This is a genomic window from Saccharothrix tamanrassetensis, assembly GCF_014203665.1.
In the GTDB taxonomy this organism is placed as follows: Bacteria; Actinomycetota; Actinomycetes; order Mycobacteriales; family Pseudonocardiaceae; genus Actinosynnema; species Actinosynnema tamanrassetense.
This window is the reverse complement of record NZ_JACHJN010000008.1, coordinates 301,322-325,380: the sequence shown is the minus strand read 5'-3', so window position 1 is coordinate 325,380 and position 24,059 is coordinate 301,322. Positions and strand designations below refer to the sequence as shown.

Annotated in this window: 18 protein-coding genes; 5 read left to right on the top strand and 13 right to left on the bottom strand. The window is 72.9% G+C overall.

Annotation, left to right across the window (positions count from 1 at the left end):
• Positions 1-95: 95 nt before the first annotated feature.
• The 6 genes from FHS29_RS25665 to FHS29_RS25640 all read right to left on the bottom strand — a co-directional run bounded on the left by FHS29_RS25665 (position 96) and on the right by FHS29_RS25640 (position 9,115).
• A complete protein-coding gene (locus FHS29_RS25665; protein ID WP_184694698.1) occupies positions 96-2,195 on the bottom strand; it encodes a transglutaminase-like domain-containing protein in 2,100 nt (699 codons plus the stop codon).
• On the bottom strand, positions 2,195-3,352 hold the full coding sequence (locus FHS29_RS25660; protein ID WP_312865094.1) for a DUF58 domain-containing protein: 1,158 nt from the start codon (positions 3,350-3,352) through the stop codon (positions 2,195-2,197). Before FHS29_RS25660 ends, FHS29_RS25665 begins: the two co-directional genes overlap by 1 nt.
• The gene (locus FHS29_RS25655) at positions 3,349-4,332 is read right to left on the bottom strand and encodes an AAA family ATPase (protein WP_184694696.1); all 984 of its coding nucleotides are present in this window, start codon (positions 4,330-4,332) and stop codon (positions 3,349-3,351) included. Before FHS29_RS25655 ends, FHS29_RS25660 begins: the two co-directional genes overlap by 4 nt.
• 23 nt (positions 4,333-4,355) lie before the next feature.
• Positions 4,356-6,620 (bottom strand): serine/threonine-protein kinase, encoded by a 2,265-nt coding sequence (locus FHS29_RS25650; protein ID WP_184694694.1) that lies wholly within the window; start codon positions 6,618-6,620, stop codon positions 4,356-4,358.
• A 62-nt stretch (positions 6,621-6,682) separates the two neighbouring features.
• Positions 6,683-8,347, bottom strand: coding sequence for an FHA domain-containing protein (locus FHS29_RS25645; RefSeq protein WP_184694692.1), 1,665 nt, complete (start codon positions 8,345-8,347; stop codon positions 6,683-6,685).
• Between the two features lie 87 nt (positions 8,348-8,434).
• Positions 8,435-9,115: a hypothetical protein gene (locus FHS29_RS25640; protein WP_184694690.1), complete on the bottom strand. Its 681-nt coding sequence runs from the start codon at positions 9,113-9,115 to the stop codon at positions 8,435-8,437.
• A gap of 123 nt (positions 9,116-9,238) precedes the next feature.
• Between FHS29_RS25640 and FHS29_RS25635 the strand changes: the two genes are divergently transcribed.
• Complete coding sequence (locus FHS29_RS25635) at positions 9,239-11,773, top strand: PASTA domain-containing protein (RefSeq protein WP_184694688.1); 2,535 nt, start codon at positions 9,239-9,241, stop codon at positions 11,771-11,773.
• 62 nt (positions 11,774-11,835) lie between these two features.
• Positions 11,836-12,438 (top strand): hypothetical protein, encoded by a 603-nt coding sequence (locus tag FHS29_RS25630; RefSeq protein ID WP_184694686.1) that lies wholly within the window; start codon positions 11,836-11,838, stop codon positions 12,436-12,438.
• A gap of 200 nt (positions 12,439-12,638) precedes the next feature.
• Here FHS29_RS25630 and FHS29_RS25625 read toward each other — a convergent pair whose 3' ends face one another.
• Positions 12,639-14,108 carry an aminotransferase class I/II-fold pyridoxal phosphate-dependent enzyme gene (locus FHS29_RS25625; RefSeq protein ID WP_184694684.1) on the bottom strand — a complete coding sequence of 490 codons (1,470 nt, stop codon included), beginning with the start codon at positions 14,106-14,108 and terminating at the stop codon, positions 12,639-12,641.
• A 93-nt stretch (positions 14,109-14,201) separates the two neighbouring features.
• On the opposite strand from FHS29_RS25625, the gene FHS29_RS25620 reads away from it, so the two are divergent.
• Together FHS29_RS25620 and FHS29_RS25615 are read left to right on the top strand one after the other, a co-directional pair.
• Complete coding sequence (locus FHS29_RS25620; protein ID WP_184694682.1) at positions 14,202-14,363, top strand: hypothetical protein; 162 nt, start codon at positions 14,202-14,204, stop codon at positions 14,361-14,363.
• 102 nt (positions 14,364-14,465) lie between these two features.
• On the top strand, positions 14,466-16,124 hold the full coding sequence (locus tag FHS29_RS25615; protein ID WP_184694680.1) for a RecQ family ATP-dependent DNA helicase: 1,659 nt from the start codon (positions 14,466-14,468) through the stop codon (positions 16,122-16,124).
• 38 nt (positions 16,125-16,162) lie between these two features.
• Here the strand turns inward: FHS29_RS25615 and FHS29_RS25610 are convergent, their stop codons facing one another.
• Together FHS29_RS25610 and FHS29_RS25605 are read right to left on the bottom strand one after the other, a co-directional pair.
• On the bottom strand, positions 16,163-19,279 hold the full coding sequence (locus FHS29_RS25610) for an AfsR/SARP family transcriptional regulator (protein ID WP_184694678.1): 3,117 nt from the start codon (positions 19,277-19,279) through the stop codon (positions 16,163-16,165).
• Positions 19,280-19,466: 187 nt separating this feature from the next.
• Entirely contained in the window at positions 19,467-19,760 is a 294-nt protein-coding gene (locus FHS29_RS25605; protein WP_184694676.1) for a hypothetical protein, read from the bottom strand.
• Between the two features lie 134 nt (positions 19,761-19,894).
• On the opposite strand from FHS29_RS25605, the gene FHS29_RS37810 reads away from it, so the two are divergent.
• Positions 19,895-20,818, top strand: a complete 924-nt coding sequence (locus tag FHS29_RS37810; RefSeq protein WP_312865093.1) for a CPBP family intramembrane glutamic endopeptidase — start codon at positions 19,895-19,897, stop codon at positions 20,816-20,818.
• 96 nt (positions 20,819-20,914) lie between these two features.
• Here the strand turns inward: FHS29_RS37810 and FHS29_RS25595 are convergent, their stop codons facing one another.
• The 4 genes from FHS29_RS25595 to FHS29_RS25580 form a co-directional block, all read right to left on the bottom strand.
• A complete protein-coding gene (locus FHS29_RS25595) occupies positions 20,915-21,835 on the bottom strand; it encodes an aminoglycoside phosphotransferase/kinase family protein (protein WP_184694672.1) in 921 nt (306 codons plus the stop codon).
• A 130-nt stretch (positions 21,836-21,965) separates the two neighbouring features.
• Positions 21,966-22,640, bottom strand: a complete 675-nt coding sequence (locus FHS29_RS25590; RefSeq protein ID WP_184694670.1) for a DUF3618 domain-containing protein — start codon at positions 22,638-22,640, stop codon at positions 21,966-21,968.
• Positions 22,616-23,047 (bottom strand): phage holin family protein, encoded by a 432-nt coding sequence (locus FHS29_RS25585; RefSeq protein WP_184694668.1) that lies wholly within the window; start codon positions 23,045-23,047, stop codon positions 22,616-22,618. Before FHS29_RS25585 ends, FHS29_RS25590 begins: the two co-directional genes overlap by 25 nt.
• Positions 23,034-23,822, bottom strand: coding sequence for a hypothetical protein (locus FHS29_RS25580; protein ID WP_184694666.1), 789 nt, complete (start codon positions 23,820-23,822; stop codon positions 23,034-23,036). Before FHS29_RS25580 ends, FHS29_RS25585 begins: the two co-directional genes overlap by 14 nt.
• Positions 23,823-24,059 lie beyond the last annotated feature (237 nt).

The window sequence follows — 24,059 nt, the reverse complement described above, 5'->3', positions numbered from 1 at the left end:
TCCGGGACGCCTACGCCAGCCAGGGGCGACGCGATCCCATGAGCCGGCCCGAGCAACGCCGCATCGGGTTGTCGCCGCGTCGGTTCGTCAACGGGTCAGTTCGGACGCAGACCCCCGAGACCCTCATACTCGACCGGCCTGCGTCGCACCACCAACGGGCGCGGGTCGAACAGCCAGGCTGCGCGCCGGCCGGGACTCAGTCCGCCGCGCACCTGTGCCCGGATCTCGCCCAGCTGACGTGCGGCCGTCGCCGCCATCTCCTCGGTGACTTCGTCCGGAGCGAAACCGACGCGGTCGACCAGTTCCGCCAGCGGGCGCAACGCGAGCCGGTGGATCTCGGGCACCGCTTCCACCACCTGTCCGGTGGTCTGGCGTTCGTGGACCGGGGCGCCACCGGCCCGCAGCGTGGTCACCGCTTCGCGCCACGCAGCCATGACACGTCGGCGAGGCGTGCCACGCCGAAGGGCACGGCGGCGTGCGGCCTTGAGCAACGGGACCGCGAACAGCAGCGCCACCGACACCGCCCCCGCCACGGGCAGCACCACGTCCGACCGCGGTCCGGGCGTCGGTGGCACCGCGGCGTTCGGCGGCGCCTCCCACTCGGGCTCGGGCGCAGGCTCCGGGTCGTGAGCCGGTGGCAACTGGACCGAGCCGGTGTCGGGCCGGGTCGCCTGGTCGGGTGGTTCGTCACCGACGTCGGCGGCCTCCCGGGTCGGGCTGGGGTCGATCGGCAGCCAGCCCAGCCGCTCGAACCGGACCTCGACCCACGCGAAGACGTCCCGCCCTTCGACGTGCAGCGCGTCGCCGTCCCACCGGGGCCGGAAGCCGAGCACGACCCTGGCGTCCCAGCCGAGCTGTCGGCACATCAGGGCGAACGCCGACGCGTACTGCTCACTGGTTCCGCGGTGGCTCTTCAGCAGCGCGGAGACCTGGTAGAGACCGTTCCCGCCCGGCGCCTCGTCCGAAGCGTCGTAGTGGAACGGCACGGCGCGCAGGTTGTGGTAGAGCCCGAGGAACCGGTCGAGTTCGGTGTGCTGCCCCGCGGTCGCGGCGTCGACGAAGCCCAACACCTCCGGCGGCAGCAGGAGGTCCGGCCGTCCGGCACCCACCGCGGGCTGGTCCGTGCGCAGGAGTTCCGGCGACACGACCGGTTCGGTCGCGCTGATCCGGTACTCCGCGGGTGTCTCCTGCCCCGCAGGCACCACCAGGTCGCCGGTGTCGGCGTCGAAACCGAGGTCCGCCACGCTGACCCGGCCCGGCCACCCCGGTCTGGGCAGCCAGCCGATGCTGTCAGGTGTGCCCAGCCGCAAGTGCAGCGTCGTCTCCCGGCGCGGTGCCGTTCCCTGCGACGGGGCGGGCAACTGGTGTGCCGCACGGCGGTAGTCCGCCGCCGGTGACCAAGCCCGACCGTCGAATCCCGTCAACGTCACCATGCCCAACCGGTCGACCCGCTCGGAGGCGGTGCCGTCGATCTCCAGCACCATGCGGCCATCGCGCAACGCCAGGTACTGGGCCATCGGGTTGGTGTGCCGCTTGGGCTGCACCGGCGCGTCCACCAACGCCTGTGCGCTCGCGGGCGGACGGAGCGCCGTCGGGCCGAGCAGCCCGAACGCCGGCCCGACCACGGCCGCCAACGCCACCACCACACCACCCACGACGAGCCGGGCACGTGAAGCGGTGCCCGCGCTGAACAACGCGGGCAAGGTGCTCACGACGACGAAGGCCGGTACGTACCAGGCCGGCAGCGGACCGGCGGCGGCGCCGAGCGAGAGCCCCAGCGCCAGGCACACCGACGCCGGCAGCACCGGCAGGAGCACAGCCCTGGCCGCGAGGTGCACCGCGGCCAACGACGTCAAGCCCGACAGCACCGACACCGCGGCCAACTGCGGTGCGGCGGCTTCGGTCGGCAGCACCGACGTCAGCAGCCGGAACGGTCCGGACAGCACGTCACGGCCGGGACGGGTGACCGCCGCTACGGCCGCGACCACCCAAAGCAGGGCCAGCGCGGTGCCGACACCGCCGGACATCCGCTTGAGCACCGAGGTGGCGAGCAGTTCCCACGCCGCGACGACGGCGGCGGGGACCACGACGGCCACCGCGAAGGCGAGCCCGGCCTCGGCGTCGAACACCGGCCGGAACGACCAGGCGGCCAGGGCGGCGAGGGCCGCGGCGCACACCACGCGGACGGACGACATCAGCCCACCACCCCGCCGAGCACCAGGTGGTTCCACGCGGAGACCGCCTCCACCGCGCTGCTCGCGCTGAGCACCGCCATCCCCTGGCGGCGGTAGGGCGGCGGGGCCTCGTGGTGCGCCGGCAGCACCTCCAGCACCACGATCGGCGCGAACCGCCGGCGCCGGTGGGCCAGCCTGGCGGCCACGGCGTCCTCGGCGGGTCCGGTGACGACCACGAGCGCGCCACCGGGCTGCGCCCGGTCCACTTCCTCCAGCAGCCGCAGCGGATCGCCGTCCGAGGTCGACTCGGCGGCGGCCAGGCGGTCGAGCACCGAGATCGCGTCGGAGGCGGGGTCCTCCCCCACCACGTGCACGCCCACGGGCCGCCCGGTCTCCACCGCGGCCTGCGCGATCGACGCGGCGACTTCGACGGCGTGCTCGAACGCGGGAGGCTCCAGCACCGACACGCGGGTGTCGAGCACGACCGTCACCGTGGGTTCCATCGTGTCCACGGAGTCGCGCACCACGAACCGCCCGACGCGGGCGGTGGACCGCCAGTGGATGCGTCGCGGGTCGTCACCGGGCACGTAGTCGCGCAGCGACGTGAAGCTCATCGTCCCCGCCTTCGACGCCTCGGCGCGACCCTCGTAGTCCGGCACGGTGCCGACGGGGATCTGCTGCGCGTGGTGCACGCGCGGGTGGACCCACAGCACGTCGGTGCCGCCCTGCGGCTGCACCCGCCGGAACAGGCCGAGCGGATCCCTCCGGCCGGCCAGCAGCGGTCCGACCAGCAGACGTCCCCTGCGCCCGGTCGGCAGCGAGTACGGCACGGCGCGCCACCCACCGGGGCGCAACGCGGGCACCCGCACCTCCACCGGCTGCCCGCCGACCCGGTCCAGCACCAGCAGCTCGGGGACGGGCAGCCGGCCCGGGTTGCGCACCACCAGCCTGGCCAGCGCGGGCTCGCCGACCGAGACCCGTTCCGACACGACCTCGCGGGTCATCCGCACCCGTGGGCGCACGACGACCGTGGCGGCGCACAGCACCAGCAGCGCGCCTCCCGCGACCGCCAACGACACGAGCGTCGCGTACCCGAGGACGACGCCCGCCCCCAGCAGCACGCCGGTGCCCAGCAGGACCGCCCGACCCGCGGCGGTGAGCGGCACCCGACCCGTCACACCCGCACCGCCTGCGTGGGTGCGGGCACCGAGCCGAGCACCTCGTCCAGCACGGCGGCCGTGGTCACCCCGCGCACCTGGGCCTGGGCGGTCGCCATCAGCCGGTGCGCGAGGACCGGTCCGGCCACCGCCCGCACGTCGTCCGGCACCACGAAGTGGCGTCCGGACCCCAGCGCGTACGCCTGGGCGGCCCGCAGCAGCGCGAGGCTGCCGCGGGTGCTCAGGCCCAGCCGCAGGGCCTGGTGCTCGCGGGTCGCCTTGGCCAGCAGGGCGATGTAGCGGGCGATCTCCGGGGCCGTGTGCACGTCGGCCGCGGTCCGGCGCATCCACTCGACGTCGTCGAGCGTCGCCACCGCCCGCAGGACCGGCGGCGCCGCGGCGGCCCGGTTGATCAGGATGTCGGTCTCGTCCTCCAGACCGGGGTGGCCGAGCGAGATCCGCATGAGGAAGCGGTCCAGCTGCGCCTCGGGGAGCTGGTAGGTGCCTTCCAGGTCGATCGGGTTCTGGGTGGCGACCACCAGGAACGGCTTCGGCACCGGGTGGCCGACGCCGTCCACGGTCACCTGCCCCTCCTCCATCACCTCCAGCAGCGCCGACTGGGTCTTGGGGCTGGCCCGGTTGATCTCGTCGGCCAGCACGACGTTGGCGAACACCGGCCCGCCGCGGAACCGGAACTCCTGCCGGGCCTGGTCCCAGACCGACACGCCGGTGATGTCACCGGGCAGCAGGTCCGGGGTGAACTGGATGCGCTGCCAGCTCCCCGAGACGCTCGTCGCCAGCGCCTTGGCCAGCGACGTCTTGCCCGTGCCCGGCACGTCCTCGATCAGCAGGTGACCTCCGCCGAACACGCACGCGAGCGCGAGTCGGATCGCCGGCGCCTTGCCCTTGATGGTCCGTTCGACCTCGGCGAGGACGGCGTCGTGCGTGGCCCGGAACCGGAGGGCCGAGTCGTGGGCGTCGGTGGCGGTGTGGGTCGTCAAGGTCGTCGTCCTCGTGATGGGTTTCACCGGGTGGGGCAGGCGGGTTTCGGGGCCGGGTCGAGCGGGCGGGCGGTCGTGCCGAGCGCGATCACGTAGTAGCAGCCCGACTCGCGCGGTTCGGGATCCCGGTAGGAGGTGGTGTCGGCGGGCACTTCCCGGCGCGGGTCGAAGCCCTGCATGACGACGAAGCGGTCGAGACCGGGCAGCGTGGTCGCGTCGGCGGGCCAGGACACCGTCGCCGCGCCCTCCGCGTCGACCACGACGGTGACCGGCACGAAGTAGACGCCGGATGCGGCGGTGCTCGCCGAGGCCGAACCGGTCGGTGCCGACCCGGCCGGCGCGACGACCTTCGGGACCACGAACGTGCCGACCGCGAAGCCCGCCACGGCGACCGCGGTCACCGCGACCGCGACCAGCAGACGACGGCGGGACGGACGGCTCGCCGCCGGCGCGGGGGCAGGAGCGGGTTCGGGACGCCGGCTGCTCGTGCGGGTGGGCAGCGACCGATCGGCGTCCGCGGCGGCGGCGTGCCAGGGCGCGGGCTCGACGGGTCGAGCGCCGGTACGGGTGGGCAGGGACTGGACGGTGTCCGCGGCGGGTTCGGGCGCCGGCGCCGGCGCGGTTCCCGGCGGCGTGAGCGCGATCTCGCGGACCAGGTCGTGGAGGACCTCCGACGCCTCGACCGCGCTGGGCCGGGCGCGCGGGTCCTTCTCCAGGCAGGCCGACAGGAAGCGCCACGCCAGGTCCGGCAGGCCCGCCGGCCGGGCGGGTCGCTGGACCTGGTGCTGCCGGAGCACCTGGTCGGTCGTCGGACCGGGGAACGGCCGCCGCCCGGCCAGCACCTCGTACGCCGTGACGCCCAGCGCGTACACGTCCGCCTCGGGTGACGGCTCGCCGGAGCCGACCAGCTCGGGCGCCAGGTAGGACGGGGTGCCCAGCAGCAGGCCCATCCTGGTCAGGTCCGGCTCGCCGAGGGGCTTGGCCAGGCCGAAGTCGGTGAGCAGCGCGGTGTGGCGGTCCCCCGAGACCCGGACGAGGATGTTCGCGGGCTTGACGTCCCGGTGCACGATGCGGCGCTCGTGCAGGTGCGCCAGGCCGGAGGCCACCTCCGACAGCAGCCGCACGCCGTCCGCCCGCCCCACCTGCCCGGTCTTGAGCAGCGCCCGCAGGTCGGTGCCCGGCACGAACTCCATGACGATCGCCGACCGGCCGCGGTCGACCACGATGTCCAGCACCTCCACCAGGTGCGGGTGGGCCAGCCCGCGCAACGTGGCGTGCTCGCGGGCGAGCCGGGCGAGGCTGGTCCCGTCGGCGTCGGAGTCCGGGTTGAGGATCTTGACCGCCACCTCGCGCCCGTCACTCCTGCGGCGCGCCCGCCACACCTTGCCCGCGCTGCCCGAGCCCAGCTCCGACAGCAGGGTGTAGTCGGTGCCCATCGCCTGCTCCGACCGGGACCAGCCCGCCGCGGGGAGGTGGGGCGTGCGGCCGGGGTCGTCCAGCTCGTCCTTCAGGCTCAGCGCGAACGACGCGAGGGAGTGCGGCCGGTCCTCGGGTCTTCGCGCAAGCGCTTGGCGCAGCAGGTCGACCAGCCGCGGCGGCAGGTCGCGGGCGGTGGGCGGCGGTGACGACTCGTCGAACAGGTGCAGCAACCGCTCGTCCCTCGACCCGGCCACCGGCGGCCTGCCGGTGGCCAGCGTCCACACCGTCGACGCGAACGCGTACACCTCGGCCTGCGGTGTCCAGTCACCGCCTTTGAGGACCTCGACCGGCTCGTGCCCGGTGCCCTCGGTCTTGGCGCCGGCGATCTCGGCGAGCACCGGCAGCACCGGCGTGCCCAGCAGCACCCGCCCGCTCGGCTGCCGGACCAGCGCCGCCGGGCCCAGGCCGCGGTGCAGGACGTCCGCGCCGTGCAACGACACCAGGGCCGGCGCGGTGCCGAAGACGGCTCGCCGCACCTGGTCCAGGGGCAGCGGTCCGCGCGCGGCCAGCTCGTCGGCGAGCGAGGGCCCGGTGGACTCGGTGACGAAGAACGGGCGGGCGTCGGCCGTCTGGCCGTGGTCGAGCAGCGGCACGACCAGCGGGCTGTTGAGCTCCTCCAGCGCGGTGGCCAGCGAGGAGAGTTCGGTCCTGACCCGGCGCAGCGTGGCGCGGTCGAGCGGTTCGACCACCACGTGCACGGTCACCTCGGCGTGGTCGGACTCCCGGGTGGCCCGCGCCACGACGCACAGGCCGACGCGGATCGGGTCGGTCGTCACCCGGTAGCCGGAAAGCTGTCCGATGGCGACCACGCCCGCACCTCCAGTCCCGTGCGGCCGAACCCCCGTCGGCCCTCGATCGAGGGACAACATAGTCACCGGTCGACACGTCCCGTAGCACGACTTCGGAGGTGAGCAACCGTCACTTCTTCTTGGGGCGCAGGAGGATCCGGCGCGCGCCGCACATCTGCGGTGACGACGGCAGCGGTGGTGTCGTCCCGGTCCGGCATCACCCTTCCGGTGGGCCGCCCCAGTTCCGTGACCAGTCGCGGTCGAACGGACAGGTCGCCCTCCGCCCCCGGCGACTGCCGAGGGCCGCCGGCCGGCATGACGATCGGCGCGAGCGCCAGGGCGAGCCGCATCGCGTGCTCCGGGAGCAGCCCGTCCACCAACACGTCGGCCACGGCGGGGAACCCCCGGTACCGCAGCTCGGCACGGCTGCCGGACTCGTTGACCGACACCAGGGTCGTGCCGCACGCGGCGGGCAGCGCGTCCTCGTCCTCCGCCAGGCACAGTGCGGTGACGCCCGCCGCCGGCCCTTCGTCCAGCACCTCGGCCAAGCCGGGGATGCCGTGCAGTCGCCGCACGCCGTCGAGCACGACGAGCACCCGGGCCCCGTCGAACCGCGACGCGGCGCGCCGCCGCGCGACCAGGGCGCGCAGTTCACCGAGCCTGGCCCGAGCCTGGTCCTCGTCGGTGGCGACGAGGCGCGAGCAGTCGAACGCCGCGACGGGCGGCCGGGTGTGCGGCAACCAGCCGGCCCATTCCCAGGCCGGCGCTCCGCGGGGCCCGGTCACGAGCACGATCACCAGGTCGTCCGGTGCGCACAACACCGCTGCCTGGGCGACGACGGCCCGTGCCGAGGCGAGCAGCGCGTCGCGCGGACCGGCGAGGCCCAGCACACCGGCCTCACCCAGGTCCGCGGTGACGGGCACCGCGTGGAGCACCGGCGCCGGTTCGGCGAAGGGCATCCGCACCTCCGCCGGGCGGTCGTGCAGCCCGAGCCTCAAGCGCAGGAAATCGGGATCGGCACGGCGGCGCTCCCACAGCCGGGCGGACGGCCCGCGGGCGATGCCCAGCAGCATCGTGGGGTCCGGATCACGCGCCCGCAGCATCCGTTCCCCGTCGGGTGCCACCGGCACCGGGCGTTCCGCCGGTCGGTGGAACACCCGGCTCACGCCATCGGGCCCGGCGGTCGACTCCGCGTCCGCCGGGACGACCTCGCGCAGGCCGATCACGGTCTCGCCCAGTCCCGCGACGTCACCGGGGAGCAGGTCGGCGGACCCCTCCAGCAGCCATCCCCGCCACCGGACGCCGTTGTGCGAACCGGTGTCCTCCAGGCGGACGCGACCGGTGCCCGCCGAGATCACCAGCCGCGCGTGCCGCCTGCTCACCTCCGCGTCGGCCAGCACCAGCCCCGCGTCGGGCGCGCGACCGATCCGCAGCTCCCCCACCGGGTACAGCGTCGTGCTCGGTCCGCCGTGCAGACCGCCTACCACCGCCACCTCCCTGGTGCCGCCGCCGACCGCGGCGCCGCTGTCCACCGGTGGTGGCGCGTCCAGGCCGAGCACGGTGCCGTTCGCGATTCCGGCCTCGCCCAGCGGCAGCCAGCCCGGCAACGCCACCGGGCCCAGGTAGAGGGCCTCGCGGCAGCCCAGTGCCAGGGCGAGTTCCGCGACGCGGTGCTCCGGCCCGACGGTCGCGACCACTGCGCGCCGGACGCCGTCACGTCCGACGCACACCAACCCGACCTCCACCACGCGCCGCTCCCACCGCCGTTCCTCCGTCCGCCCGGACGTTAAGCAGCCCGGTGGCGGGTCGGAATCGGAAGCCCTTCCCAACCGCCGTCACAGGCCGATGAGGCGCAGGTCGTGCTCGGTGATCAGGCCGCGGGTCAGGGCGTGCTCGGCGAGGTTGATCAGCGCGTTGGCGCCGTTCATGTTGGGCACCCCGGCCTTCGTCAGGCGGGTGCGCAGGTACTCGATCTTGCGCAGCAGCGTGGTGCGGGGCCAACCCAACCGCTTGGCGGCGGCGTCATAAGTGCGCGGGTAGGGGTCGTAGGCCGCCCCCTTCTGCAGATAACCCGCGAACAGGGCGGTCAGCGCCAGTTTCTCCTCGCGGGTGAGCACGACGTCGTCACCGGTGATCGTCGGTTGACCGGTGGGCAATTCCCGCAATCCTGCGGAGTCGAATTCGTGCGCGTCGATCTCCACGATGTGCGGTCGAGATCCGCCGCCCTGCACGTAAACGCGCATCGACCCCTGGAGCACGGAGCGCTTCCCCGGTCCGACCAGGCTGCGCAACCCGCGATCGTCGACGAGTTCGAGCCCGCGCCTGGTGCTCGTGTTGACCACGAACCAGATGCCGTTCTCCGAGGTGATCACGCCCGCGCGGCGGGAGATCGTGGCGTCGTCGGGGTCCAGGCACACCGTGCACTCCCGCGAACGGCCGAACGCGAACTCCTCGCCCGGCGCCACCGTGTAGGCCTGCGCACCGACCCGGACCTCCACCGGCAGCTGTCCGCTCACAAATCCTCCGCTCTGTTGGGGAGTACTTCCCGTTTGCCGGGGGCCACCGCTTTTGTACCCTCCAGGTGCACCGTGCCACGCCCCGAATGACTCGTTGCGCCAATCGTCGTACTGGAGACCCAAGTGGGCGAATCGCCATCCCGCCGGAAAAGCACGTCACGCCTGCTCATGCTGACCGGCGCGGTGCTCGCGGCGGTGTTCGCGGCCTCGGTCGGCGCCGGTTACAGCATGACGGACACGGAATTGAGCAATGCTCAGGCCGTCGTGCAGCACGGCGACGGGGTGGTGCAGGTCAACACCGAGACCGAACGCGTCGAAGCGGAGGCGCGGGCCCTGGCGACGGGCGGGCAGCAACTGGAACTGGTCCGGCTCGCCGACGGCCGCGTCGCGTCGGTCAACCACGCCACCGGGCAGGTGCTCCTGCTCAACGAGGACCTGGGCAAGCAGGGCACGCCGATCGAGCAGTCGTCCGCCGGGGTGCCGCGCGGGGACGAGGTGCCGGTCGTCGTCGCGACCACCTCGGCCGCCTACCTGCTGCGGCCGGGCGAGGACGTGGTGGAGCTGATCGACCCGGACGGGCACCCGCGGACCCCGGTCACGGTGCCGGGCGCCACGCGGACGGCGGTGGGCGACGGCGGCGCGGGCATCTGGGTGCTGACCGAGGACGGCGAGGTCGCGCACGTGGTCGGCGAGCGGTTGGCGCGGACCGTCTCGGCGCCGGCCCCGGTCGAGCACCTGACCCTCGCCGACGGCCGGCCGATCGGGATCACGCGGACCGGTGAGGCGCTGGACGTCGCCGCGACCCCGCTGAAGTCGATCAGCCGCGAACCGGTGCCGCACGGCGACACCGTGGTCGTGCCCGCGGCGAACGGCGCGGGCCGGTACCTGCTGGTGCTCGACCGCAGGGGCAAGCTCATCTCGGTGGACCCGCGCACCGGTCAGCGGCACGAGTTCGACGACCTGCCCAAGGGCGCCGACCACAACCTGGGCGCACCGGTCGTGCTGGACGACCGGGTCTACGTCCCCGACTACGCCACGCACCAGCTGTGCGCCTTCGACCTGCGCACCGGCTCCCGCACGGAGACGATCACCGTGCCCGGCAGGTCGCCCGACTTCACCGTCGAGGTGCAGGACGACCGGGTGGTGGCCAACGACCCGGTGGACCGCCGCACGGTCGCGGTGGACCCGGACGGACGGCGCACGGTGATCGACAAGGGCCGGGCTCCCGGCGTCGAGACCGACACCGAGAACCCCGAACCCGTCCGGCCGCCCGAGCCCTCTCCCGAGTCGACACCCGCTCCTCCCACCTGGACACCCGCTCCCCCGCCGACCACCCCGACCGCGCCGCCGGTCGATCCCACCCCGACCGCGCCCCCGGTCCAGGAGGCCCCGCAGGTGCCGACGACCACCGTCCCGGTCGTCCCGCCCGGCACGGAACGACTACCGGCGTGCGCGATGGTCGAGACGGCCCGACTGCGGTGCCAGGTGGTCGAGATCGGTCCGGGCGGAGCCACCGGGACGGTTCGCGACACCACCCCGCCCGGCGGGGTCGAGGTGCCCGAGGGCTCGACCGTGGCCGTCCACGTCTACGGCGAGAACGTGCGCGTCCCCGACGTCGTCGGCAGGCGGTTCCAGGCGGCGTGCGAGTCGGTCAACGCGGCCGCGGCGCAGGCCGGCGCCGACGTCTGCGACGAGCAGGCCATGCCCGCGGCAGGGGCGAACTGGGCCGCGCTGGGCGTGGTCGCGGAGCAGTCGCCGAGGGGCGGCGAGTTCGTCACGGCGGGCACCAGGGTCGCCGTGCGGTACTGGGAGTTCGTGGCGATGCCCAAGCTCGACGGTGGAGTCCACGCCGGCGACGCGGCGTGCAACGCGATCCTCGCCGAGACCGGCAACCAGGTGCTGTGCCAGACCGTGCAGGGCAGCGAAGGCGCGACGCCGGGAACCGTCGAGACGTCCACCCCCGCGCCCGGCGAGAAGGTCCACATCGGACAGACGGTGGTGCTCACCGTGTACCGCGAGGCCAAGCCGGCCACTCCGGTCCCCGCCGTGGGCGGGATGAGCAAGGAACAGGCCTGCCAGACCTTGGTCGCCGGCGGCTGGCAGTGCGACGCGCGGCCGGACGGCCTGCACCACGACGCGGTGGTCACCGCCCAGGAACCGGCTCCGGGCACGCTGCAGCGCGGCGGCGTGGTCGTCGTGCACTACTCGCCCCACCAGTCCGCGCCGTTGTGGCGTTACCAGAGCGACAACCATCCCCACGTCCACATCATCCGCTTCGCGGGGACCGTGGAACCCGGCTACACCCCGAAGAAGTACCTCGGCCGGGCCTACCCGGTCGGGGCGATCCCGGACGGCGGCACCGCGGGCATGGTCCGGGACTTCATGTGCACCGTGAGCGACAAGGTGTGCGGCGGCGCGAAGCCGAACCACTACTACTCCCTGGACACCAGCACCAAGAAGGAGGACTGGCGACTGCTGTCCGAGGTGGGCCTCGTGCTCAAACCGGTGAGCGGCCAGTGCCGCCCCGACCAGGACATGATCGCCCGATACCTGGTGCGGGTCGGCACCGAGGAGCGGTACACAGTGGAGCGTGTGGCGGAAGCACCGCCGAACCCCGCCTACCGCGAGGTCCTGGGCTGCGTGTGGAAGGCCCCGTGACCTGATCGGGTTGGGAAACCCTTCCCGTACCGGGGATCGCGCCACCGACCCAGACTGGGGGCATGTCGAACAACTCGTCGAAGCGCAGGCCGATCAACCTGTCCCTGCTGGCGCTCACCCTGCTGTGCCTGGCATTCCCGTTCGCGGCGGTGTCGTGCGAGTCGCCGATGGCGACCATCAGCGCCGAGTACACCGGTTGGGACCTGGCGTTCGGCGGCGAGGCGACGATCGAGGTGTCGGGCAAGGCGGACAAGCCGGCGTCCGCCTCGAAGAGCGAGATCCCCGCGCAGCCGCTGATGATCGTGGCGGTGCTCGTCCTGCTCGCGGGCCTCGTCGTGCTGGCGAGGTCGAAGGCGGGGTACCTGCTCGGGATCGGCGTCGGCGTGCTCGGGGCGCTCTTCCTCGTCGTCAACCAGGTGGCGATCCAAGACTTCCTGGCCTCGAAGCTGTCGGAGACCGAGAACCTCAAGCCCGCCGCCGCGAGCGACATGGTCGAGTCGCGGGTCGGCTTCTGGTTGACGCTGCTGCTCACGCTCGGCGTCGCGGCGTACAACGCCACCGCGCTGGTCCTCGGCGCCCGGGCAGCCCGGGCGGCGCAGTCGGCCCCGCCGTCGACACCCGGCCCGACGCAGTCCGGCCCCTCTCCCACCGGCCAAGCGGAATAGCCTCCCACCGACCAAGCGGAACAGCCGCCGGGATCACCGCGGACACGCGTACCCGCCACCGGGCGGGGATCCGCATCGGATTCCGGAAGCCCGCACCGCCGGAGCAGGCCCCGGCGATCCCGTCGAAGCGGTCGGACAACGCGTCGGGCGAGGTGGCCCGCGATCGGCGGAGGTGTGGTTTCGCCCGGCGGCCCCGGCCGTCAGCGCTCGCGGACCACCACCCGGAAGGTCTTCAGCTCGGAGTCGGTGGGGTCGGGCAGCAACATGCCCGCGTCCAGGCCGCTGCGCACGTAGTCGACGACCTCCTTCGTGATCACCTCGCCGGGCAGCACGGCGGGCGCGCCGGGTGGGTAGGGGGTGACCATCTCCGCGCTGATCCGGCCGACCGCCTGGTCCGCGGGCACCTGCTCGACCTCGGCGAAGAAGGCGTCGCGGGGCAGCATCGCGGTCTCCAGCTGCAGCTCGTCCGGCGTGGGCAGGTCGACCGGCTTCGGCGCGGGCAGGTCGTCGGCGGCCTTGGCCAGGGCGCCCAGGGCGTCGAGGAGCACACCGGCGGTGCGGTGGTCGTCGGCGTGGGTGAACTGCGCGACGATGCGACGGTGGTCGGACAGGCCGACCGTGACGTGCTGGTGCTCGCGCAGCGAGTCGGCGGCCTGGTAGCCGCTGATGCCCAGCCCCTCCAGGTCGATGACCACCTTGAGGGGGTCCATGGCGTGCGCCAGCCCGGGACCGGTGAACTCGGCCTCGCCCATGACGCGCAGACCGGGCAGGTCGTCGACCGCGGCACGGGTGGAGTGCGCGAGCGCCAGGACGGCGGTGAGCAGCTCCTCGCCGTGCTGGACCATGTGGCGGCGCCAGCCGTCCAGCGTCGCGTAGACCAGGGACGTGGGGCTGGTCGTGCCCAGCAGGTCCTCGCGGGTCTTGAGCACTTTCGGGTCCACCAGGTCTCCCTGGACGTGGAACACCGAACTCTGCTCCACGGCCGCGCCGGACTTGTGGACGCTGGTGACGACGACGTCCGCGCCCGCGTCCATGCCCCACTGCGGCAGGTCCGGGTGGAACGGCAGGTGCGCGCCCCACGCCTCGTCCACGATCAGCGGCTTGCCGAACTCGTGGCAGACGTCGGCGACGGCCCGGATGTCGCCGCACGTGCCGTAGTCGTCCGGGGTCACCAGCAGCATCCCCTTGGCCTCGGGTTCGGCCTGGAACAGCTCGCGCACCTGGTCGGGGCCGGGTGGGTGGGACAGGTGCCGCTCGGCGTCCCAGTGCGGGGAGAGCCACACCGGTCGCACACCGCTGAGGATCAGCGCGGAGACGACGGACTTGTGGGCGTGACGCGGCACGATCAGCTTCTCGTGCGGACCGGCGACCGACAGCATCGCGCTCTTCACCGACAGCGAGCTGCCGCAGGTGGAGAAGAACGCCTGCTCGGCGTCCACGGCGTCGGCCATCAGCTGCTGCGCCTGCTCGATCACGCCCTGCCGGTTCAGCCGGTCGTCCAGGCCGTTGACGGAGATCACGTCCGAGGCGAACACCGCCTCGCCGACGACCTCCAGCACACGGGGGTCCACCCCGCGCCCCTGACGGTGGCCAGGCGGGTTGAACGGGGTGAACCCCTGTTCGCGGAACGCCTGCAACGCTTCCAACACGGGTGCTCTGCTGTGGTCCATGCGAACGGAGTAACCAGGATTGCCCTGTTCGAACATGTCGACCGGAGGTGGCGTCGCCGAGGCGGTCGGCCGGCGGGCCACCAGCGCGCGTCGGTGCGCATCGGACAGCCCCGGACGGCCACCGACGCGACCGCTCTGCGCGACGAACGCACCGGGGCGGCCGGCCAGAGCACCCCGATCAACGAGATCAGCGCGAGCCCGGACCAGGTGAACACGGTGAACAGCTGCACCTGCTGCGATACCCGGCCCGGGTAGCCGGGCAGTCCCCAGCGCCGGACCGTCGCCGGATCGTCGCCGGCGAGGGTGCACGTCCGCCGGTATCCGTTTCCGGTGGACGAACGGTGGTATGCCCAGCCGATGACGACCTCGTCGGAGCACCGCAGCGAGTTGCGGCGTCTTGCTGCGGAGAAGTTCGGGCTGGACCGCCTGCGGGACGAGCAGCTGGAGGCGATGGAGCAGGTGGTGGCCGACCACGACGTGCTGGCCGTGCTGCCGACCGGGGCGGGCAAGTCCGCGATCTACCAGGTGCCCGCGCTGGTGCTGGACGGCCCGACCGTGGTGGTGTCCCCGCTGATCGCGTTGCAGAACGACCAGGTGGAAGGCATCGAGGGCAGCCGCGCCCCGGACGCGGTGGTGGTGAACTCGACCCAGCGCGACGGTGAGCGCCGGGACGCCTGGGACGCGCTGCGCGAGGGCACCGCCGAGTACGTCTTCCTGTCCCCGGAGCAGCTGGCCGACGACGGGCGGGTGGACGCGCTGGCCGAGCTGGGGGTGTCGCTGTTCGTGGTGGACGAGGCGCACTGCGTCTCGGCGTGGGGCCACGACTTCCGGCCGGACTACCTGCGGCTGGGCCGGGTGATCGACCGGCTCGGGCATCCGCGGGTGGTCGCGTTGACGGCCACGGCGGCGCCTCCGGTGCGGCGGGACATCGTGGAGCGCCTGGGTCTGCGTGACCACCGCGAGGTGGTCGCCAGCTTCGACCGGCCGAACCTGCACCTGGCCGTGGAGCGGTTCACCGACGATGCCGGCAAGCGCGACGCCGTCATCACGCACGTCCGCACCCTGACCGCCGACCCCGCGAGCCGCTGCGGGCTGGTCTACGCGGCCAGCCGCAAGGACACCGAGTTCTACGCCGGGGAGCTGACCGCGGCCGGGGTGCGGGCGGCGGCCTACCACGCCGGGATGAAGACCGCCGACCGCGAGCGCGTGCACCAGGACTTCCTCGCCGGCGAGGTCGACGTGGTGGTGGCCACCTCGGCGTTCGGCATGGGCATCGACAAGCCGGACGTGCGCTTCGTCGTCCACGCGTCGGTCACCGACTCGCCGGACTCCTACTACCAGCAGGTAGGCCGGGCAGGCCGCGACGGCGACCCGGCCGGGATCACGCTGTTCTACCGACCGGAAGACCTGAACCTGCAGAAGTTCCTCACCGCGAGCAAGCCCCCCGAGGACACCCTCGAAGAGGTGGTCCGCGCCCTGCACCGCCAGGAAGGGCCCGTCCGCCCGGCCGACCTCGAAAACGAGGTCGACGCCTCCCGCGCCCGACGCACCCGTGCCGTCAACCTGCTCGAACAGGTCGGCGCCGTCACCCCCACCGGCTCGGGCCGCCTCGTCACCGATCCGGACCTGGCACCCGACGAGGCGGTCGAGCAGGCGGTGGAGGCCGCGCAGGCGCAGCAGAGGTTGATCCGCTCCCGCATCCGGATGATGCGGGGCTACGCCGAGACCACCGGGTGCAGGCGGCAGCACCTGCTGGGCTACTTCGGCGAGCAACTACCCGACCCGTGCGGCAACTGCGACAACTGCGACACCGGCACCGCCCGACACCGCCCCGCGGGCACCGACGAGTTCCCCGTCGACAGCCCCGTGCAGCACCCGCAGTGGGGTCCTGGTGTCGTCATGTCCGTCGAAGAGGACCGGATCACCGTCCTGTTCGACGACGTCGGCTACAAGACCCTGTCCCTGCCCGACGTGCGCGAACACGACCTCCTCAGCCGTGACGACCCGCAGGCGTGATGGACAGCGGCACAGCACCCGCACATCCGTTCCAGCGTTCAAGGTCGGTGGTGCCGGTCGCCACCGCGCAGACCGGCGAGCATGAGGCGGGCACGTGCCGCGCCGACCCGATGGCCGATTTCGGCGAAGCGGGTGTTCGCGCGAGACGTGTGCTCGGCAGCCCGGGTCGAGTCCGTGTCGATGGTCGCCAGCGCCAGCAGCGCGTGTCCCTCCAACAGGCGATAGGTGTGCCGCCGGGTGAGAACGAGCGCGGTGTGGGCGTCATCGGCGTCACGCCGCGTGGCGGCGAGGCCGATCAGAGCCTTGGCCTCACCGAAGCGGTAGGCGATGTCGCGGGCGAGATCCACGGCATCCAGGTAGTAGGCGGTGGCTTCGGTGCAGTGTCGGAGGAGGTCGTGCGTGGCACCGAACGCGATGAGGGAGTCGACCTCCCGGCGGCGGTCTCGGGCGTCGCGTGCGAGCGCTCGGGCGAGGTGGGCTTGTTCGAACGCTTCGTCGTAGAAACCGGTGTCGGTGTACACGGTGGCGAGTTCCGCCCGTGCCTCGGCCTCCGAGCTCCGGTCGCCGGTCTCCTGGTGCAGGCCGAGCGCGGTGACGAGGTGTCGGATCGACCGGTCCAGGTCGCCCAGGTCGTGCTGGACGCAGGCGAGGTTGGTCAGCCCTACCGCCCGTCCGTGCGCGGACCCGACTCGCTTGCTGATCTCCAGGGCATCGGTGAAGAGGCCCTGCGCCTGTCGGAGGTCCCCTCGGTGCCAGTGCACCAGTCCGAGGTTGCCCAGGTTGTTGGCCTGGCTGGTGAGTCGCCCGGTGCGTCGGTTGAGTGCGAGCGCGGCGCTGTGGTGCTCCAGGGCCTCGGGGAGGCATCCCGACTCCAGTGCGAGGTTGCCCAGGTTCCCGTGTGCGGCGGCTTGCCCTTCGATCCAGGCGCTGCGCGCGGCCGACGTCAGCGCGTCGGTCGAATGCCGCTCCGCCCGCTCGTTGTGCCCCTGCCGAAAGTGGACGTCGGCCAGGCTCAGCGACGCCACGACCGATCCCCGCGTGTCGTCGAGCGCCTCGGCGATGTCCGACGCGGCTTCCGCCGTCGCAAGCCAGTCCATGGTGTTCATGCGGAGCCAGAAGTAGCCGCGCAGCGCGTCGGCGATCAGCCCGACCGTGGCGACAGGACGATACCGGGCGGCGTGAGTCACCGCGGCGAGCAGGTTCGACCGCTCCTCGTCCAGCCAGGCGGAGGCATCCGCGTGGCCCTCGAACGTCGATCGGACGGCCTTGGTGTTCGCCGGAGGCAGGGTCAGGCGCAGCATCTGCGGGTACAACGCGGTCGCGGCCTGGTCGACGGTGAGCAGGTACCAGGCGTTGAGCCGGTCCGTCGCGGCATCGGTGTCGTCCTCGCCGTCGGCGAGTTCACGCGCGTACGCACGCAGCAGGTCGTGACTGCGGTACCGGCCGGGGCGGTGCTCGTCGAGCAGGTGGGCCGTGGCGAGTTCGGCGACGAGGCAGTCGGCGTCCACGTCGGTGACACCGATGAGCGCTGCCGCCGCCTGGACGGTGAAGTCCACGGCCGGAACCGCGCCGAGAAGGCGGAACAGCCGGCGCGCATCGTCGCCGAGCCGCCGGTACGACCGGTCGAACGCGGCACGCACCGCCGACTGCACCTCGTCGGGCGCTCGGAGGGCGGCCAAGCGGTCACCGCGCAGTTGTCCGACGTAACGGCTGATCGAAAGGGCGGGACGGGCGCTGAGGTACGCGGCTGCGATCCGCAGCGCCAGCGGTAATCGTGCGCACAGGCGGGCCAGGTCCGGGACCGGCCCCGTGCGGTCGGGGCCGAGCACGGTGCGCAGCAGGGCTTCGGCCTCGGGTCCGGTGAGCACGTCCAGCGGCAGGCTCCGAGCGCCGACACCGGCGACCAACCCGGACAGCGGGGTGCGGCTGGTGACCAGCACGACGCAGTTGTCGGAGCCCGGCAGCAGCGGACGGACCTGAGCCTGGTCCCGTGCGTCGTCCAGCACCACGAGCATCATCCGGTCGGCCAGGACGCTGCGGTAGAGGGCGGCGGCCTCGTCCACGTCGGCGGGAATCTCCTCGGCGCGCACACCGAGTGCGCGGAGGAAGCGCGTCAACACCGCGATCGGCTCGGCCGGCGGGCCGGCGGCATGTCCACGCAGGTCGGCGAAGAGCTGGCCACCGCCGAACTTGCCGCGCACCCGGTGCGCCCAGTGCAGCGCCAGCGCTGTCTTGCCGACGCCGGCCGTCCCGGTGATGACCGAGACCGGCAGCGCGGTGGGCGGGTTCCCGACGTCGGTGAGCAGGCGGTCGAGTTCCCGCAGCTCGACGTCGCGCCCGGTGAAGCCCGCGGCGTCGGCGGGTAGTTGGGCCGGCTCGACGAGCGGCAACCGGGCCGTGTCGCGTGCGAGCGCCAGGACCGGATCGTCGGACAGCACCGCGTGTTCCAGGTCCCGCAGCGCCGGGCCGGGCTCCAGCCCCAGCTCGGCGATCAAGTGGGCACGTCCACGCCGGTAGGCATCAAGGGCCTCCGCCCGGCGACCGCACCGGTACAACGCCAGCACGAGGTGACCCAGCAACTGCTCGCGCAGCGGGTGCAGGGCGACCCACCCCTGCAACTCGTCCACGACCTGCGCGTGCCTGCCCAGCCGCAGGTCCGCGTCCAGTCGGGCTTCCAGGGCGGTCAGCCTGACGTGGTCGAGCCTCGCGGCCTCCGCCGCCGGAGCGTCCCCCTCCACGTCGCCGAACGCCGGCCCGTGCCACAGCGCCAGGGCGGCGCCGAGCGTCTGCGCGGCGGCCTCGGGTTTCCCTTCGGCCAGTTCGCGCTGCCCTGCCTGGACGAGATCGAGGAACACCCTGGCGTCGACATCGGTGTAGTCGACCGCGAGTCGGTATCCACCGGTGGTGGTGACCAGCACGTCGTGTGCGTCCTCGCCGATCAACCGCCGCAGTCGGGTCACGTACACGTGAATGGTGTTCAGCGCGGACTTCGGCGGGCGCCCGGACCACAACTCGTCGGCGAGCCGATCGGCGGTGACCGTTCGTCCCTCTTCGATCAGCAGGAGCGCCAGCAGACATCGTTGCTGACGGGCGCGAACGGTCGCCCACTCCTCGCCATCCCGGATCTGGACCGGACCGAGCACCCGAAACCGCATCCGCTTCTCCTGCTACGCGCAGTTCTTCTGCGGCACAGTAGCGCCGGGCCGGTGCCTTCGGCAGCCTTCGTGCCGAATACGCCGGAAACCCGCCGCAGTCGATATGAGCGGACTTCCGAGGCACGACCCGTGAGCCCATCCGTCCGGGTCCGACTCGCCGGTGGAGGGCACGCGGACACGATCGGGTCTACGGGCGCGGGCGTACCCGCGTCCACTTGCGGCCGTTCCGTTCGGCCCGTGGTGTGGTGGCGGCGACGCAGCGCGGGCACAGGTGCAGGTTCTGCTCGGCGGTCTGCGAGAGCCACACCGCGTCCGCCCACGGCACGTGCCGGAACCGCCCCAGCCGACTGCGGCTGAGCGCCTGCCCGCACAGCGTCTGGTTGGTGCCGGGCGTCCAGGCGTGCACATCACCGGACGGCTGCCGGACACCGTCCTCGTCGACCCATTGGCTGGACGCGGCGACACAAGGCTGGGAACCCATGCCTGCGGAGTACCCACTCCAGCCTGCCTCCGACACGGGCGAAGCGGGGTTGACGCCCACATCGATCGGCTGGGCAGCGCACGTCCTACGAAGTGATGACGCGCGCTCACCCCGGCTTGGACGACCATGTTGCGGTGACAGGAGAAACGGACGTTCGCTCGGTCCGGCCGGGCATCACCCGGGCGATCACGCTCGGCGCGCTCACGGTTTTCGTGGCCGCACCGGTGCTGCTGCTGGCCACCGGGAACGACACGATCAAGCCGTCCACGGATTCGGACGAGCCCCTTTCCCTGTGGGGCGCGGTCGTTCCCGCGCTCGCCGGGATCCTCCTGGTCCGGGCGGTTCCGCCGCGCGCACCGGCGCTGCTCGCCGAGGTGGGCGACCGCCGTCGGCTGGGCAAGCAGGCGATGGCACTGGCGCTGGTGGCCTTCCTGTGGCCGCTGGCGCTGTTCCTGGTGACCGCGGTGGGAGACCAGGCACAGCTGGTCCGCGACACGTGGGCGCTCACCAAGCCGATCGTGTACCTGGCACTGCCCTTGGTCATCCTGCACGTGCTGCGCCCGCGCGAGGAGCCGGACCCGTTCCGGCTGCGGCCCACGTGGTGGCCGAGGGACGGTTGGCGCCTGCTGGCCCCGGTCCCGGCGGTGCTGGTGTTCGCCTGGCTGCAGGTGCTGGGCCCGTTCGCCGCGGCGCTCCCCCGTCACGAGGACTACCCCGATCCGACGTACCTGGCGATAGCCGCGACCTTCACCTTCTTCACCGCGAACGTGCTGGAGGAGGTCTTCTTCCGAGGCATGTTGCAGACCCGCCTCGAAGCGCTGTTCGGGCGGTGGCCCGGAATCCTGCTCGCGTCGCTGCTGTTCGCCTGGCTGCACCTGCCGACGCACGGCCAAGGTGCCTCGCCCTGGGCGGGGCTTCCGCTGACGCTCGGCGCGATCGTCGTGTTCCAGGGCGTCTTCGGCTTGTTCACCGGCTACCTGTGGTCGCGCTACCGCAACCTGTGGGCACCGATCGCCGCGCACACCGCAGTGAACACCTTGCCGCTGCTGCTGATGTGAAGTCCACGAGGCTGCGCGGGGTGACCCTGTCGCCTTTGGCCGCACGGCGACGCGGACAGTGCGGAGGCGAGCGCCAGCCGGAATTGCTTGCTGGTGCTAGGCGTTCGCTCGGCGGAGGCGTTCGGCTGCTTGTGCGCGGAGCGCGTCGCCGGACACCGGGGGGTCGCCGTGCAGAGCTTCCCATCGGGCGTTGTGCGCTGCCGGCCACAGGCCGGCCGCCCACGCGACCTCCTGCTCCTCGGCCGTGAACGAACGCCCCCGAATGTCCTGATAAGCCAACAGGAACGCCTCGGAACTCTCGATCGGCGCCAGCGTCGGCGGCCCTGCTCCGGCGAACGACCCACTCGCCGCTCCCACCAGCGCCGCCTCCGGTTGCCACGCCAGGCTGTCCCAGTCGTGCACCGCCCACACCTCGCGACCGTGCCACCGCAGGTTCTGCGCCTCGAAGTCGGCGTGACCCAGCACGCACGGCAAGCCGGCGGCCAGTATCCGCCTGCGGGCCCGGTCGGCCGTGTCGACGACGTACGCCGGCACCGCGCTCTGGTCCCGTTCATCGAGGAACCCGATCGCCGGCCACACCCCGGAATCCGTGTGGTCCCAACGCGCCCAGCGCGGATTCGGCAGCGGCGGCGCGACGGTCACGTCGGTCAGTTCGGCCATCAGCCGGGCGAACACCCCTGCGTAGCAGACGGCCACGTCCGGGGAGTCCCCGTGCAGCATCTCGCCGCCGGGCCGGAACTCCTCGGCGTGCACGGCCAGCGAACCGACAACGACCGCCGGCGTGAGCGGACGGGGGGACGGGAAGCCGCGCTCGGCCAACCGTGCCTGCGCCGCGACACACGACACGGCCCGACCGTCATCGGCGCGCGCCTTGACCACGACGTCCGTACCTCCGACCAGCCGGAGGCCGAACACCGTCGAGATCGATCGCAGGCGGAACAACACGTCGACGGGTTCGCCACCCAGGTGGTCCAGACACCAAGCCGGCAGCCAGTCCGGCAACTCGTCCAACGGCACAGTGGGACTGTGCCATGTCCACCGGCCGCATCGGAATGGTGATTCTTCTGCGGAACTCCTACCGCACACCACGGAGCGGGGAGGCGCCGTGGCTCCTCCCCGCTCCGTCGACCCGTCTTCTAGCCCGCTGTCAGCCGCGCGCGTCCTGAGCGACCGTCTGCCCCGACCCGCGAGCGTGGTCGGCCACGCCGGAGGAAGCGTCCTTGGCCTGCTCGGCCGTGGTCCGGGCAGCCTCGCCCGCGGTCTGCTGGACCTCCTGGACGGCGTTCTGTACGGTGCCGCCCACGTCTTCCTTCAGTCGCTGCCCCGTTTCGGCGAGGGCTTCCTTGACCGGTTCCACGTACTCCGCGGCCCGGTCGCTCACTTGGCGCACCGCGTCCTGCTCGGCACGGGTCGCGGGCAGCAGGGACGCGGCGAGGAGGCCGGCCCCGAAGGCGACCAGTCCGGCGGCGAGCGGGTTGCCCTGGGCCTGGCGCATCGCCTGCTCCGGGGCCTGGCGAACGGCTCGCGCCGCCTGCCCCGCCGTCTCCGACACGGTCTCGGCGGCGCTCTGCGCCTTCTCCTGCACGACCTGCCCCGCGTCCTGCGCGCGTTCCCGAACGCCGGCGGTGGTGCCCTGCGTCGCCTGCGGCACGGTACCCATCACCTTCTCCCTGAGGGTGGTCAGTCCACGGCGCACCTTCTCGGTGCGCCGCTGCGCGATGCGCTTCGGACTCGTGCGGTCCACGATCCGGTTCGTGTCGGCCACGAGTTCGGCGCGGGTCTGGTCGATCTCCTGCCTTATCCGGTCGGGTGACGGGCCCATTCCGCATCCTCCTTCAGGGTGTCGATGGTGCGTTTCGGCATGGGGGAGACGTTCTTCAGCCTGGAACGGCCCGCGCTGTACAGCACGGCCCCCGCGATGCCCCACAGGACGGCGACGATCAGCGTCGCCCACCCGAGGCCCACCGCGTACGCCAGGCCGAACGCCAGTGCGAAACTGAGCAGGACCGCGGTCATGTACCCGGCGAAACCGGCCGCGCCGAGCATCCCGGCGGCCTTGCCGGCCTTGGCCGCCTCTTCGCGGAGTTCCGCCTTGGCCAGCTGGAGCTCCTGCCGCATCAGCCGCGACAGGTCGTTGGCCAGCTCGCCGACGAGGTCTCCGAGCGAGGCCTGGTCGTCGACCGGAGGAGTTCCGGGTACGCGCGTGTACTCGGCCTCAGGGCTGGACATGCGCGGCACCTCCACCCGGCGTGGTGTGCGGCGTGGGCCGGGGCGCCGCGAGCGGGTCCTCCGGGCGGACGGTGGGCGGCACCACGGCACCGGCCGGACCCTGCGCCGTCGGGACGGGGGCGGGTCCGGGGGTCGCTACGGCGGGCTGCGCGGTGTACCCGCCCTGCACCTGGTCGGCGTACCCGCCCTGTGCCTGGTCGGTGTACCCGCGCTGCACCTGGTCGGGCCGCGGCGCGCCCGGCCCGGTCGAACCGGTGTCCTGCTCCGAGCCCGACGAGCCGCTCGCGCTCTTCACCACGCGGCCCACCAGGAACCCGGCCACGGCGGCGCCGATGAGGAACGCGCCGGGCTTGCGCCGGGCGAAGCCCTGGGCGCTCTCCAGGAGACCGGCCGCGCCGCGCTCGTCGAGGAAGCGCGCGGCCTGGCGGCCGGTGTCCGCGACCTGGCGCAGCGCTCCCGCCGCGGGCGAGCCCTCGGAGGAGTGCTCGGCCATGGAGGACAGCTCGTCGGCGATCTTGTTGATCCCCTGCGACACTCGTCGTGCCTGGTCGTCGGCTTCACGGCCGACGCGCCGGCGCACGTCGTCGACGACCTGCCCGGTCTGGCGCTTCGCCTCGTGGGCGACCTGCCGGGTCTGCTCCTTCGCGGTGGACGCGACATCCGCCGCGGCGTCCTTCGCGTGCTGGGCGACGGCTTTGCCCTCCTGTGACGCCGTGGAGGCCACCGTTCCCACCGTGCTGTCCGGCCCAGTGGACCGGCCTCGGGTGTCAGTCACCGGTTTCTCCTTCGGTAGTTTCTCTCGGTCCCACCCGTCCAATTACCCGTCAAGCCCCTCGGATCAACCGATTCGGGCAAGTTCGCCTCAATTGGTTGAGTCACCGGGGAATGGGCACCCCGGCTGGCTGGTGCCGTGATCCGGTCAGGGCGGCACGTGGTGGCCGGGTCAGGCGGGGAATGCCGATCTTCGCGCCGACTCCCCATTCCACGTGCGTCACTCAATCCGGTGAAGCCG